12 protein-coding genes are annotated in these 14,115 nt (G+C 60.9%); 11 read left to right on the top strand and 1 reads right to left on the bottom strand.

All coding sequences use genetic code 11. From position 1 onward, the window contains the following. The first annotated feature begins 5 nt into the window (after positions 1–5). The 11 genes from RA302_RS32390 (at position 6) to RA302_RS32340 (ending at position 13,672) form a co-directional block, all read left to right on the top strand. Complete coding sequence (locus RA302_RS32390) at positions 6–1,649, top strand: M23 family metallopeptidase (protein WP_021334518.1); 1,644 nt, start codon at positions 6–8, stop codon at positions 1,647–1,649. Positions 1,650–1,665: 16 nt separating this feature from the next. Further along, entirely contained in the window at positions 1,666–2,274 is a 609-nt protein-coding gene (locus tag RA302_RS32385) for a hypothetical protein (protein ID WP_021334519.1), read from the top strand. A 745-nt stretch (positions 2,275–3,019) separates the two neighbouring features. Continuing rightward, on the top strand, positions 3,020–3,235 hold the full coding sequence (locus RA302_RS32380; protein WP_218694649.1) for a hypothetical protein: 216 nt from the start codon (positions 3,020–3,022) through the stop codon (positions 3,233–3,235). Next, a complete protein-coding gene (locus tag RA302_RS32375; protein WP_051721005.1) occupies positions 3,232–5,457 on the top strand; it encodes an FtsK/SpoIIIE domain-containing protein in 2,226 nt (741 codons plus the stop codon). Before RA302_RS32380 ends, RA302_RS32375 begins: the two co-directional genes overlap by 4 nt. Positions 5,458–5,490: 33 nt before the next feature. Continuing rightward, positions 5,491–5,820 carry a hypothetical protein gene (locus RA302_RS32370; protein ID WP_030537893.1) on the top strand — a complete coding sequence of 110 codons (330 nt, stop codon included), beginning with the start codon at positions 5,491–5,493 and terminating at the stop codon, positions 5,818–5,820. Positions 5,821–6,122: 302 nt separating this feature from the next. Then, on the top strand, positions 6,123–6,950 hold the full coding sequence (locus tag RA302_RS32365; protein ID WP_338481247.1) for a hypothetical protein: 828 nt from the start codon (positions 6,123–6,125) through the stop codon (positions 6,948–6,950). After that, the gene (locus tag RA302_RS32360) at positions 6,922–7,734 is read left to right on the top strand and encodes a prepilin peptidase (protein WP_080656770.1); all 813 of its coding nucleotides are present in this window, start codon (positions 6,922–6,924) and stop codon (positions 7,732–7,734) included. The genes RA302_RS32365 and RA302_RS32360 overlap by 29 nt, the downstream gene beginning before the upstream one ends. Positions 7,735–8,227: 493 nt before the next feature. Beyond that, entirely contained in the window at positions 8,228–9,487 is a 1,260-nt protein-coding gene (locus tag RA302_RS32355; protein WP_011133407.1) for a site-specific integrase, read from the top strand. Next, positions 9,484–11,970: a site-specific integrase gene (locus tag RA302_RS32350; protein ID WP_011133408.1), complete on the top strand. Its 2,487-nt coding sequence runs from the start codon at positions 9,484–9,486 to the stop codon at positions 11,968–11,970. The genes RA302_RS32355 and RA302_RS32350 overlap by 4 nt, the downstream gene beginning before the upstream one ends. 410 nt (positions 11,971–12,380) lie before the next feature. Then, positions 12,381–12,905: a hypothetical protein gene (locus RA302_RS32345; RefSeq protein ID WP_215515681.1), complete on the top strand. Its 525-nt coding sequence runs from the start codon at positions 12,381–12,383 to the stop codon at positions 12,903–12,905. Beyond that, positions 12,905–13,672: an HNH endonuclease family protein gene (locus RA302_RS32340; RefSeq protein ID WP_021334716.1), complete on the top strand. Its 768-nt coding sequence runs from the start codon at positions 12,905–12,907 to the stop codon at positions 13,670–13,672. The genes RA302_RS32345 and RA302_RS32340 overlap by 1 nt, the downstream gene beginning before the upstream one ends. A gap of 31 nt (positions 13,673–13,703) precedes the next feature. Here RA302_RS32340 and RA302_RS32335 read toward each other — a convergent pair whose 3' ends face one another. Then, the gene (locus tag RA302_RS32335) at positions 13,704–14,102 is read right to left on the bottom strand and encodes a DUF6262 family protein (RefSeq protein WP_021334717.1); all 399 of its coding nucleotides are present in this window, start codon (positions 14,100–14,102) and stop codon (positions 13,704–13,706) included. Positions 14,103–14,115 lie beyond the last annotated feature (13 nt).

Below are 14,115 nucleotides of genomic sequence, written 5' to 3'. Positions count from 1 at the left end.
CGGCAATGAACTACAAGCACTGGATCGCGATCGCTCTCGTTCCACTAATGGGCGCTGTCCTGATCGTTGCCATCCCGATCATGATGCTGCTCCGCAGCGGATCGGACGCCTCGACAAGCTGCGGCGGGCCTGCAGTCACGGCGCCTGCCGGCGCCGAAGTGGCACCGACCGACCCCTCCGTTCTCGCCGGAAAACAAACCGAGATCGTCCGCACGATCATTGCCGTCGGCGAACAGATGGGCTTCTCCGATCAAGGCATCATCGTCGCGCTCTCCACCGCATCCCAAGAATCCGGATTCAAGAACTACGCGAACGACGGAACCGGCATCTTGGCAGCCGATCAAATGGATGTCGCCAAGTCGTTGAACTACCCGCACGACGCCGTCGGCAACGATCACGGCAGCGTCAATCCATTGCAACAACAGTATCCTTGGTGGGGAACGATGGACGAGCTGATGAACCCGCAGATCGCCGCGATCAAGTTCTACGAAGCTCTCAAAAAGGTTCCGGGCTGGGAATCGTTGCCGGTCACCGTTGCCGCGCAGAAGGTGCAAGTTTCGCTGTACCCCGACGCCTACGCCGACGACGAGATCATCGCCCGCCGTCTGTACGCGGAGAACAAAGGCGCAAGCAAAGACGCACCCGCGCTGCCCCCGCAATACGACAAGCCGGTCTCCGGCGGACCGCAGGACGTGGGCGACAGCCCGATCAACGTAGGCGACAGTTTCGAACTCGACGTTGCCGACGTCCTGTGCGGCGGCGGCGCGGCAATGGACTGCGCGCCGACCAACAATCCTGCCGAAAAGGGACTCACACCCGACGCCCTCCGAGTGATGTGGTGCATCACCGAAACTTTCGGAGAACGGCCTTGGGCGAACGTCGGCGATCGCCCGTCGGGCGTCGACCGGGATCATCAAGAAGGTCGCGCCGTCGACGCGATGATGACCGAGGGCGACGACGACTACCGCGCCCCCGCCGGCCGAGCCAAGGGCGATGCGATCGCGGACTTCGTCGTCAAGAACGCCGACGCCTTGGGGGTCAAGTACGTCATCTGGTACGAGAAAATCTGGACGCGAAGCCAGGATGCGGTAGGGCAACCCGGAAGTTGGGGACCCTACGACTACCCCCTCGGTGGCAACAGCACCGACACCGTCGCCCACCGTGACCATGTCCACGTCAGCGTCTACGGCAATGCCGCGATCGCAGCGCCCGGCGCCGGCGCGATCGGTGACGGAAACGCGCGACTACCCGTCGACCCAGGCAAATACACGATCACCTCCGGCTACGGCTACCGCTCCAACCCCACCGGAACGGGCGGGCAGATGCACGCCGGTCTCGACTTCGGAGCAGCCTCCGGGACCCCGATTTTCGCCGTGACAGGAGGAACCGTCACCCAAGCGAGCAACGTCGGCGATGGCTACGGGAACTGTGTTGTCATCACCACTGGCAACACTGAGACCCGATACGCACACCAAGTCGACGGCGCAATCAAAGTCAAGGTCGGAGATCAGGTGAGCGCGGGAACGGAAATCGGCGGAGTCGGCACAACCGGCGACTCCACCGGCGATCACTTGCACTTCGAGGTTCGGGTGGACGGCAAAAGCACCGATCCGATGCCGTATCTGCAAGCCATGGGCCTGACCCCCTGAAAGAGAGAAGCACGCGATGTCATTGCCACCGTTGGGAAACCCCGATGACCAGGAGTTCTCCGAGGAGAACGAACCCACCGAGCAGAAGCAACCACCACGCTCACAGGTGATCATTGCCGGACTACGCCGACATCGATTCGCGGTCGTTGCCATAGCTCTGATCAGCGGATTCCTGCTTTACACGCTGGTCATCGCTCGACCAGATGACTCCTCGCCGCCGTCGGAAACACCCACCACGACATACGTGGCGGAGGCTCCGCCTACCGAAGCGGAAGAAGACCACGGTGACGGCACGGACGCCGACCACAACACCCCGATGGGAGTTGCCGGCCAGTACAGGGTGGTCGCCCGCGGCTTCGCGCAAGACTTCACAACGCCCGGCGCCGACTGGCTCGACCGTGTGAGCAGGTGGGTGACACCGCATCTGGCGCAGGCCTACACGAGCACAGATATCCGTCGGGTGCAGCAGGCGCAGCTGGTCGACCTCACCGAATACTCCACCGGAGCTTCTGTTTCGGACTTCATCGCCACCTACGACACCGGACTCGAGCTGGCGATTCGAGTGGAGTACAGCTCCACAGGGTGGCAGGTCAGCACCTGCCAACCGATGAAAACTGCGTACTGATCACTCGCTGAACATTCCAACCAGAAGGCCGAGACCGCATCCGATGAATGTGGCCTCGGCCTTCTCTCATGTGTCCACACGACTTGCCGTCGACGGTCGATTGGAAGGCGTCTGTAAGGGGGTCATGGCGGATCTGATTCGAGAGAGATTCTGCGTTGACGCAGTTGTGGCAATAACGCAATATAGCCCCGGGCTGGGGGGATGCGCTCCGTCCTTAGCCTCGCAAGCTCGTCACGTCGGAGCGTACCTCCCCTGTCAAGGGGGTGTCCACCGAAAACCTTTCATGTCCTGGCTCATTGCATCTGATGCCGACACAGTAAGTCTGATGCGGCGGAGCGCCTATCTGATGCCTGGCGCAGGAAATCTGATGCGGGCCCCAGGTCACGCCCGACGTTGCGAGGGCTGCGTAGGGCAACCGAAGTGCAATCGGCCTGGGCGACAGTCAACAGATTTCCATGCGCATCAGATTCAGTGAGCCGATGTCGAACGTGGCAACTCAGGCCATCTGATGCACCGCTGGTCGAAGGTTCGTTGCGGCATCAGATTCGCTGAGTCAGGACATTTCAACCAGGAGATTCACCTCGATCACCAATCGGTAGGTCACCGGTGACCCACGCACCGTCCACCATCGGCCGACCACGCTGGCAAAAAAAGTTTGTGCCGACCTGTCACAGAACGCGTTCATCCGAACCTCCTCTCTTATGAGAGCCGAAATTCCGGCTCGTCCCAGACGGAGGTACGAATGATGACGACCACAACGGGTCCGACAAGCATCGCCAATGCGAAGCAGAAACCGACCATCACCTCGGTCCTCGTGTTCGGAGTCACGGGCAACTCGGCGCGAATTGTGGCAAGTCGCTCGTACCCGAGCAGCGGAGCGACGAAGGATGTGCCGGCGGCGACGCTCGTGCACCTCGGATCTTGCGTGCATTGCCTTCCCGCGGCGGAGGTGAGGGCATGACCGCCTCGATGGAAAAGGGCGTTTCGCGTGCGATGGAACTTGCCTCCGCACGCCAGATCGCCGCGCAGTCCCCGCCACTGGAAGCTCGCCCGCACCCCGGGTTGCGCAACGCCGCCATCACCGCCGCCGGAGGCGCAGTGTTCGCCAGTCTCGCCTCGATCATCGATCAGAGTGCGTGGGCGGTGCCGATCGCCGCAGCCGGCGGCGCGACGGCAGTCGGCGTGGGGGCTCTGGGTTATCGCGCGAAAATGCGTGACGTCGAGGTCGACCGTGCGATCGAACAGCTCAGCCCTCAACTAGGACTTGCCGCGCCGAGTCGGGAAACAATCAAAGCCAGCCGGTGGGATACGCGAGGGTGGCCTGGGCGTCCTGGGCGCCTCGTGATCCGATACGCGTCGGCGAAATTGTCGCTCGACGAGCACTTCATTGCGCGCATCAACGAGGTGCTTTCCGGTCAGGCGTGGGGCGAGTACCGATTGCAAAAGCACGACACACGGCGCCGGCGAATCATCTTCGTTCCGACTCGGGCCAGCGAAGAAAAGACTGTTGAGGAAGCTGCCAGCATCGCGCGTGCAAAACGCACCGTTCTGACCTTGCTCGGACCCACCGGCAAGATCACGAAGACGGAGTTCGATCCAGTGACGGGCGAGTTGCGTGCGTTGGAAGCCAGCCACGAAGTCGGAACGAAAATAGCGCCGTCGGGGTATCGCAACCGAATCGAGCGCACCGTTTCCGGGTTGCTGTCAGGGCGCTGGCGCGCCAAGTGGGAACTGGAAAAGGACACAGTTCGATTCGAGGTCCGCCCGAATTTCAAGACGAACGTGTGGCACCCCGCTCCAGTTCTTTCCGATGACAACCCCTTGATCAACTACGACAGCGTCAAGATCCCGTACGGCATCGACGAAGACGGTCACGTCATGTACTGGCGGCCAGCTGTTGACCCACACATGATGCTGGTCGGTTCCTCCGGAACAGGAAAGACAGTCACCGCTCACACAGTCTTGACCGAGGTCACGGCCAATGGCTGGATCGTATGGGTCGTAGACGGCAAGGGAGTCGAATTCCTCGGTTTCCAAGACTGGCCGAACGTGCAGATCGTTGCGGCACAGATCGCTCATCAAGTCGCTGTCATCCATCGTGCATGGCAAGTCATGGAAGAGCGATACGCAGCGATCATCGCCGGAGAAGCTCAAGAAACCGACTTCGAACCTTTGGTGCTGTTCATCGACGAGTTCGCGGATTTCCGCGGCAACCTTCTCAACTGGTACTCGATGATCAAAGGCAAGGGCGATCCCACCAAGCCTCGTACATTGCAGGAGGTCGGATCGATCGCCCGTAAAGGTCGAACCTCCCGGGTGCATATGGTTCTCGGCACCCAGCGCCCGGACGCCGAATATTTCGGTGGCGACATGCGCGACAACTTCCGGATGCGCGTCTCCATGGGCAGGCTCTCCCCACAAGGTGCGCAGATGATGTGGGAGTCGATGAGTATCGGCACTTCAATTCCACGGGGATGCCGCGGCCGCGCCACCACGGTCAACGACGCGAATGACGCAGTGGAGATCCAGACGTATCGCACACCGGATCCGCGCAAGGTGGGCCCGGGCGATGAAGGTTACGAGCTTTTCGAGGTACTTCGCCCCGCAGTGGCTCGCCATCCGCGCCTGCTGATTCTCGACCCCGAACCTGACGAGGTCGACATCGACAAAGGCGACTCGGAAGAAGTCGAACTGAGATTCCACAACTACGCGATGGCGCCGTGGGGACGTGCAGAGGACCATCCCTACAGCGATCCAGTCGCGATGCGCGCCAAAGGAAGATTGCGCGATAGCGCCCGAGGCGCCACCCCGCTCGAAATTCTCGGAATCTACTCCAAGCGGCTACCCCGCACCAAAGATCTCCTTGACGCTGCCGAGTCTGCCCACGCCCGGCCCGCACTCACTGTCGTTCCGGAGTTGCTTGCCGATGACGTTGTCGAGGATGACTGGGAAGGCTTCAGCGAACCCGCCGCGAGCTCTCCAGGGGACATCCAGGTAGGCGACTTGATCTGTGTTGACGAGGACACCGACCACTGGGCCGTGGTTGACAGTGACCCGGGCCCGGACGAATTCGACGACGACCACTACGCCATCACCTGGCGCGGTGACGGCGACTCCGAAGGCGTTCTGTCGGTCCCAGGGGACGGCGAGGTCTCGCGGCGTCGAGCTCTCGAATTCGCCTGAACCACAACCAGTTCAATAGACAAGGACAAATCCATGACGAACTCGAATTCTCGAAACACCTTGTCGGACTCGGATATTTTCCTGTTGCTGTGTCTGACACCATTCGCCGTCCCGCTGGTCATCGCGCTCGTGCCCGGGTGGTGGGGAAGTTCGCTGACCTGGCTAGTCGAGCGGAAAATCCTTGTCGCCGCGTCGGAGTCGCCGCTCTTGACGTTTCCAGGCCAGATCGGTGGTCTCGACTTACCTCGCCTCGTTATCTGTGGGGCAGTCTTGATCGCTGCATCGGTGTGCGGATTCAGCGCACTTCGGGCGCTCCATGAGCGACGGATCGATCGCCGGCTCGCGTCTGGGGATCGGTTGTGATCGGTCGCATCGCATCGGTCAACCTGGACGACGAGGTCGACGCTGCGGTATCGTCCGAATCGCTAGCTGGGACACGGACTGACCATCCGTGCACACACAACCGAAAAGAGAATCCAATGTCCTTGGATAACGCTGTTTCGCGCATGCCTTCTGCACCGTGCACACTGACTTCGCCGACCGACGAAGACGACGGGCTGTTTCCGCTGCCGGCTTCCACCGCTAGAGTGGAGAGCAGGCCGGCTTACCGGTCCGCGGAGCCGGAGTCTGTGAGAACGGGTTGGTCCCCTGACTCCAGATCCCGGTTGGACGACGTTTCACGTCGCTCCTCCTCCGGCGGCGGGACGTTTAGGACAACCTCCCGCCGCCTGAGGTCCACCACGGTTTTCAATTCCGACGGATCGCGCCGGCATCTGGAAGTTCTTGAAGAAGCCGGACTGACTCGACGCATGATCGCGCGCTCGGCGAAGGTCAGCCTCAAGGCGCTTTCTACGATCAGTTCGCAAACACAAAAGTCGATCGATGCATCCGTCGCGCAACGAGTGCTTGCCGTGACGTTTCACCCTTCTGACGATCGGAAGAGGACTCCGGGTGTGGGTGCGCAACGACGCATCCGTGCGCTGGTCGCGATGGGGTTCCCGTTCAGTGATCTGGCACAGCGCCTGGGTGTTTCGCAGGCAGTACTGGAATCCTTGCCCGAGAAGGGCTTGATTCGTGTTGCGTTGTGGGAGTCGATCGATCGTCTCTACGACGAGCTTTCGATGACATCGGAAGCTCCGAATCCCGCAGTTCGAGATTGGGTGCGCGATGTTCAGGGCTGGGCGCCTCCGTTGGCGTGGGATGACGATGAGATCGACGACTATCGAGCCCGCCCGCACCGTCCCCGAGGTCTCAAATCGCTCGATCCTGTTGCCGTCGAACGTCGCCTGAATGGGGAGCGCTCCATCAATCTCACCCTCGCAGATCAGGAGGCGATTGTGAAGGTGGCGCTGTCGCAAAAGTGGCCCGTCGCGCGACTGGCCGACGTCCTCAGCTGCGACGAGCGAGCAGCCAACACACGACTGGTCCGTTATCGTGCTCGAATGAGAACGAAGAGTGCCGCTCATGGCGAGAGTGTTTCGGATGTTGCGTAGCGCCGCGCGACCACAGTTGTCCACCATCCGAGTTCTCGTCTCTCTTCTCGTTGTCCTCTTTGCATCGGGAGGCGTGACACTTCTTGATAGCACTGCTGAGGCGCTCCACGCCCAAAATCGTGTGGTTTCTGGCGCACTTGCCGTGGGAATTACTCTGATCTGCGCCGTGATGGCGTCGCGCGGTTTGCGAACCGCTGTCACTGTGTGGTGCAGCGATGCGGACATCCCCTTCGAAGTGACCAGCGCAGCTACCCACATTGCTTCTATCTTCACGGCCGTTTTCTGGCTTCTGGCAACAGAATTCGCGAACATGGGAGCAGCGTTGCCTGCCGTCCTGGCACTGTCGACTATTGCTGTGTGGTGTGCGGTCGTTGATCAAGCAACGATGCGAATTCCGACTTCCGCCGCCTACACCGCAGCGACACTGACGCTTTTGCTGATTGTCGTTGCAGGGCTGTTTGATTCAGATGCGTCAGCGATCCTTCGTGCGGTCGCGGGCGGTTTCGCGACAGCGCTGATGTACCTGCTTGTGGCATGGGCCACGAGGGGAGGGGTGGGGTTGGGTGACGTCAGGTTAAGCCTGAGTCTAGGATTTGTGCTCGGATATCAGGGTTGGCCGAGCGTAGTTGCCGGGCTGATTTGGCCGGTAATCGTCTTGTTCCCAGTGGTGATCGGCACGATCATTCAGAGGCGCATAACTCGATCAACCGAGACAGCGCGAGAAATTGCCGCCGGTCCGGGTCTTGTCGCGGGTTGTGCGCTAGCCCTCGCCCTGAACGGTTGAATGGAACCGGAACTCGTCTGGTAACCGCAAGATCCATACTCACATCATCCTCTGAACCGCCAGTGTTCAGAGGATCTTTTTCTGCTGTCTTCGCGGGTTAACGGCTATATTTCACAAATGACGTGTCCAAAGTGTATTGGGTCGTCGTTATGGTCCGAACCAACAAACTGATCGGGGAGGGCACTGTGAAAATCTCAGGTACATCCAAGGCAATGGCATGGGTTGCAGGAGCGGCTGTCGCGGCAGGTGTTGCACTGGCCACCTATCCGGACGCAGCTCCTGCTGTACCTCCTCAAGTCCCGAGCGCAGAGGTTTTACAGAGCGCGGTGAAAGTCGCGGGCCTAATCGAGAGCTCGTCGGCCGTAGACCAGGTTCCGAACGTTTCGGGCTACCAGAGGGGTTGTGGGAAGGGAGAGGCCCCGTTGACTGAACTAAATGCCGAATGGTGCAGGTCTGAAGGGGTGGGGTCGATGTGGGTCGGTAGCTTGCGGACATGAGCGAAGGGGAAAGTTCGAGAGATCTGTCGGGGCTTGTGGTGGCCCGAGTGGGTCGGTTGATAGCGACAGGTCAGGCGGCGGAGCCTTACGTCTTGCAGGGCAGCGACGGTGAACGAGTGGAGTCCGTCGAGGTGTTCTTCCGGGAGCTGATCGCTTCCGGGAGGTCGGTGGCGACGGTGCGTTCGTACGGTATGGATCTGCTCAGATGGTGGCGGTTCCTTCACGCTGTGGACGTGGCGTGGGATCGTGCCGATCGGGTCGATGCCCGCGATTTCAGTTGTTGGATCCAGTTGACGGCGAAGGCACGACAAGGATCAGTGGTGCCGGCCAGCGCCGAGGCGGCTGCTACTGCTGCGGCATCGCCGAATCCTGTCACCGGCAAACCGGCTCTGGGGGCCGGGTACTCGCCGGCGACAGTGGCGCACAGTGAGACGGTGCTGCGAAGTTTCTACGATTTTCATCGGGACGCGGGGACTGGCCCGCTTCTGAATCCGTTCCCTCTCGATCTCTCTCGCCGGTCGAGACGGGCTCATGCGCACCACAATCCGATGGATCATTGGGCACCTGAGCGTGTGGGGCGCTACCGGCCTCGGGTCTCGCAGCGGATTCCCCGAGCGATTCCCGAGGATCTGTTCGATAAGTTGTTCGCGGCGTTGTCGTCGGATCGGGACCGGGCGTTGGTGGCGTTCTGGATTTCATCGGGGGTGCGAGCGTCGGAGCTGTTGGGAGTCCGCGAGTGCGATGTCGACCCGGGGCAGCAGTTGATTACTGTGGTGCGCAAGGGAACACGTGCGGTGGAGCAGGTACCCGCGTCGGCGGACGCGTTCGTCTGGTTGCGGTTGTATCAGGAGCAGTTGCGGGGCGAGGTGCCACTCGGACGGATGCAACCGTTGTGGTGGACACTGCGAAGGCCTCGCCGCCCGTTGAATTACCATGCGGCGCATCGGATGTTCGAGCGTGCGAATGCTACCCTCGGTTCGGATTGGACTCTGCACGACTTACGTCACAGTGCAGCGAGGCGGATGGCCAACGACCCGCACTTGTCCTTGGTGGAGGTCAAAGAGGTGTTGGGGCACGCCCATTTGTCGACGACCGAAATTTATCTGACACCCGATAAGGACGAGGTGATCGCCAGCGTCCTGGCCCACCACGCTCGTACTGCTGATCAGCGGGAACATCCGCGGGCTCCGTCGCCGCCTCCTGCTCCTGGATACGATCCGGCAGCGTTGAGCGTGCTGTTCGGGAGGCCGTTGTGAGCACTGCCGTCAAGCACATGACCCGCCCGGAACGCTTCGAGGTCACACCGGTGCCGCATTCGAGGATTCGCCAACTGCACAAACAGTTTCCACCACGCGAAGGTGAACTCTGGTGGCCGCACACCGCTGCCTCTGCTGAGGAGGTCGAGGCCCGACTGAACTGCTCGGTGCTTGCTGAGGCTGCGGTCACCACCCGAGCCGGACGGCACCGGGGCGTGATCAAGATACTGACCTGGTTGGCTTCGGTGCCAGGCGATACCTGGCAAGCCCGGTGGCTCGCCAGCGGCGCCGAGAACATCCGCGGGTCTCGTTACGGCGCGACAACCTCCTGGGCCGATCTCCCGGTGGAATGGATTGCCGGACACGGGCGCCCTGTCAGACATGATCGCAACGACCTGGCTGCAGGACTGCTGATGTTGCTGTGCCTGGACGTGATCCGGCCGCAGTTGCCGTGGATGCTCTCCCGGGCGCACCCGTTTCTCGCGCCGATGATGGCAAAGCTGCGAGATCCGGACGGATTCGCGCGGTTGGACGAGCTTGCTGCCACTCAGCCGGATACCTCGCGAGACGATGCACGAATCGCAGCGACCAGAATCGCGACCCTGCTGGTATCCAAAGGCGGGACGGTCGCGGAGATCACTGTCGGCGATTGCGTGGAGCTGATCGAAACGATGGCGCAGGTGCACTCCCGCCGCGGTCAGAAGAAGATCGATTTCTACCTGCGACTACGTGCGATGGGCATCTTTCCCGAGGATGCACCACACAGCATCCGTGCGTTCGGCGCTCCGGTCGGACAGTTGACGATCGAACAACTCGTCGACCGCTACCCGATCGAGAACCAACCGATCCGAGCTCTGCTCATCGACTATCTGCGCGAGCGTCAACCCGCGCTGGACTACACCAGTCTCAACTCTCGTGCCCGAGGACTCGCCGGGCTGTTCTGGAGCCGCGTCGAGACACTCGCCCCCGGTATCGACACCCTGGCGCTGCCGCCTGACGTTGCCCGAGCATGGAAGGACGACCTGAGATCGATCACACGCACCGCCGTCGACGCGGCGGGACGAAAGCACGAAACAACTTCGCCCCGAAAGAATTACAAAGACAATCTGTTGCAAGTGCGTGCGTTCTATCTCGACCTCGCGCACTGGGCCGTCGAAGATCCGGCACGCTGGGCGCAGTGGGTGGCGCCCTGCCCGATCAGCGACGCCGAGGTCAAAAGAGGCAAGGAACTCAAACACCGTAAAGCGCGGATGGATCAGCGCACTCGCGAGCGATTGCCTGTCCTGTCGCAGTTGGTTCGGTCCGCAGCTGACCGCCGCGCGGCCGCAGCGGCTCTACTTGTTGCGGCGCAGAACACCGAACCAGGTGAGGTGATCGCGGGAACCGACGGAGAACTGCGACGATCCTTGATCCGTCGGGGAACTGGCCGCGTCGTATGGGCCGACAATACTGTTACCGGTGTTCGCCGCGATCTCACCTACGAGGACGAGGAAGCATTCTGGGCATTCGCCACTATCGAAGTGTTGCGGCTCAGCGGTATCCGTCATGAAGAGCTCCTCGAGCTCAGTCACCACAGCATCACCGAATATCGACTACCTAGTACCGGTGAACTGGTTCCGCTGCTGCAGATAGCTCCATCGAAGACCGATACCGAGCGGCTGATCTTGGTCAGTCCCGAGCTTGCGGAAGTCCTCAGTGCGGTAGTTCAGCGTTCGCGGCAACCCAACGGATCGATACCGCTCGTGGCTGCCTACGATACGCAGGAGAAGCTGTGGAATCCGCCGATGCCGCTGCTCTTTCAGCGGGGAATCGGAAACGAACGCCGAGCGATCCCACCGAGTTTCGTCCGCAAGCTCCTCATCAATGCGCTCACCGTGGCAGCTCTCACCGATGCCAGTGGCGATCCGTTGATGTTTCAGCCCCACGACTTCCGGCGAATATTCGTCACCGACGCGATCATGAACGGCCTGCCACCCCATATCGCACAGGTTATTTGCGGGCACAAGACAATTGACACGACGATGGGCTACAAGGCCGTCTACCCCTCGGAAACGATCGAAGCGCATCGAGCGTTCATCGCGCGTCGTCGTTCGATGAGACCCAGTGAGGAATACCGGACACCGACCGACGAGGAATGGGATGCGTTCTTGTCTCATTTCGAGAAGCGGAAAGTATCGGTCGGGACCTGCGCACGGTCGTTCGGCACACCCTGCATCCATGAGCATGCTTGCGTCAGATGCTCACTCCTGCGGCCGGATCCAACGCAGCGAGGCAGGCTCGAAGAAATCCGAGACAACCTCGAAGCCCGCATCATCGAAGCCAAACAGGAAGGCTGGCTGGGTGAAGTCGAAGGACTGCAGGTCAGCTACACCGGAGTCAGGGACAAGATCGCACAGGTCGATGCCACGATGAAACGAGGATCGGCAACAACTGACCTCGGAATGCCTGGATTCGGATCGATCTCGGGAAGGACTTCCACATGATTACCAAGCTTGAATTCTTGTTCAGAGAATCCTGCAGTTTCGGGCCTGCGTGGACCGACGACTACGACGGACCAGGCGGCCACGATGGTTGCGATTCGCGCATTATCTGCACGCAGTTTTGACATATCTCAAAACCTCGCTGGTAGGGGCTCCATCGTTCGATGTCGACGGTGTGAGTTATGTGAGTGACGATGGTCAGGTCGTGTGACGGTCGACCGATTCGACCGCACGGATAGGGACGATGGCATGTTCAATCACGCATGTGGCCGGTTGATTGGGTTCGGTGGATGTGTAGCACGACTGGTCTGATGTCGGGTTTTCCCGACATCATCCTCATGAGTTTTGTTGATAAGAGTGTAGATCCTCTGCACTGCATATGATTTAGGAGTTTCACGTTGCATAATCGCTTGGTGCGTTCCCGTTCCCTCCTGGTTGCCGTCACTGCCCTTGTTGGATTGTCGATTTCCGGTTGCAGTACGACGTTGGCGGATGTGATCCCAGCAGGATCGTTGTCTGTGGAGAGCTCTGTCGGTCAGCACGATGTTGATGTGGCTTCCTCCGTCGCGCTGTTGGAGACCCTTCCGGTGAAGGGGCGTGCTCCGAAAACTGGTTACAGCAGAGATCAATTCGGTCAAGCTTGGTCTGATGATGTCGATGTGGAGTTCGGGCATGACGGGTGCGATACGCGCAATAATCTGTTGGCTTCGCGGCTGACTGACGTGGTCTTCAAAGAAGGAAAGAAGCAATGTGTCGTTCTCTCTGGCACGTTGGCTGATCCTTACACTGGAAAGACGATCAATTTTGTTCGGGGACAGGATACTTCGACTGCCGTTCAGATTGACCACGTGTTATCAGCAGCTTTGTCAAGGAGTCTTCCTCTTTCTGCTGGTCACTATGTCGATGACATGCCGCTCACTGCTGTGGTGGCCTTGTGATGCGCCAGCGCGTGACCGGGGTCGCGGCGGTAGCTGCGGCGTTCGTTGTCACTGTGTCTGGTTGCTCGGTCCTTCCCGCTGATGGTGGGTCGGTATTCGCCGCTCCGGTGTCGGGAACTTCTGCGCCTGGTGTGCAGGTCGATGAGGCACTGTCGGCGCTGGATCAGCTTGCGGTGAAGGGGCGTGCGCCGAAGACGGGGTATGCGCGCAGCGAGTTCGGGGTCGCGTGGACTGATACGAACACCGTTATGTGGGGCGGGAACTCGCTGAGTACTCGCGAGGACATATTGTCCCGTGACCTTGTGGACGTCACGTGCAAGGTCCGCTCGGGTGTGGTCTCGCCGCCGTGTGTGGTGCAGTCGGGAGTTCTTCACGATCCGTATACCGGGACGACGGTGAATTTCGTTCGTGGGGAGACGACTTCGCCGCTCGTCCCGATCGAGCATGTCGTCGCTCTTGGTGATTCGTGGCAGAAGGGCGCGCAGCAGTTGTCGGCCGCCGAGCGGATCGATCTGGCGAATGATCCGCTCAATCTCATCGCTACCACGCAGGCTCCGAACTCGGCGAAGAGTGATTCGGATGCCGCATCGTGGCTGCCGCCGAACAAGGCGTTCCGTTGTGCTTATGTGGCCCGTCAGGTCGCGGTCAAACTCCGGTATCGACTGTGGGTGACCCAGGCGGAGAAAGACGCGATCGCCACCGTCCTGTCGACGTGTCCCGGACAGGCGCTTCCCGCCGATGCCGAGGCAGCGGGTCGTGTTTCGTGAACGAGCGGCGAAATCGCTTACCCGCAGGGCGCTAGCCGGAGTCGGTGAATCGTCGCCGCAGCGCGAGGTTCTCGCCGTGGGCGACCGCGAGCGCCGTGCGCAGCTCGCCGACCTCTTCGGCGTGCCGCCGTTTGAGTTCCTTGAGCTGCGAGGACAGTGCTCTGACTGCGGACGGTGCAGACTGCTGTCCGGGTTCGGTCATCTGTTCCGGAGTTGTTCGGCGGTGCGACCGCCTGGTGCGGAGGTCGTTGATCTTCGTGCGCAGGTCGGGCTGGTTGTAGAGGAAGTCGGTGGAGACCTTGGCGCGGCGAGCGACGGCCGCGAAGGTGACCGGCTCGCCTGCATTGCTGAGTGCCAGCAGCGCCGCGTCCGCGCGGGCTCTGGTCTCGGTGTGGCGCGCTCGCGCTGCGGCGGTGAGGTGTTCGGGCACGGGCTGGTTCTCC

The organism is Rhodococcus sp. DN22 (genome assembly GCF_036669995.1).
Taxonomy (GTDB): Bacteria; Actinomycetota; Actinomycetes; order Mycobacteriales; family Mycobacteriaceae; genus Rhodococcus_F; species Rhodococcus_F erythropolis.
Note: the sequence above shows the minus strand (reverse complement) of the source record. Positions and strands in the feature narration are given on the sequence as shown.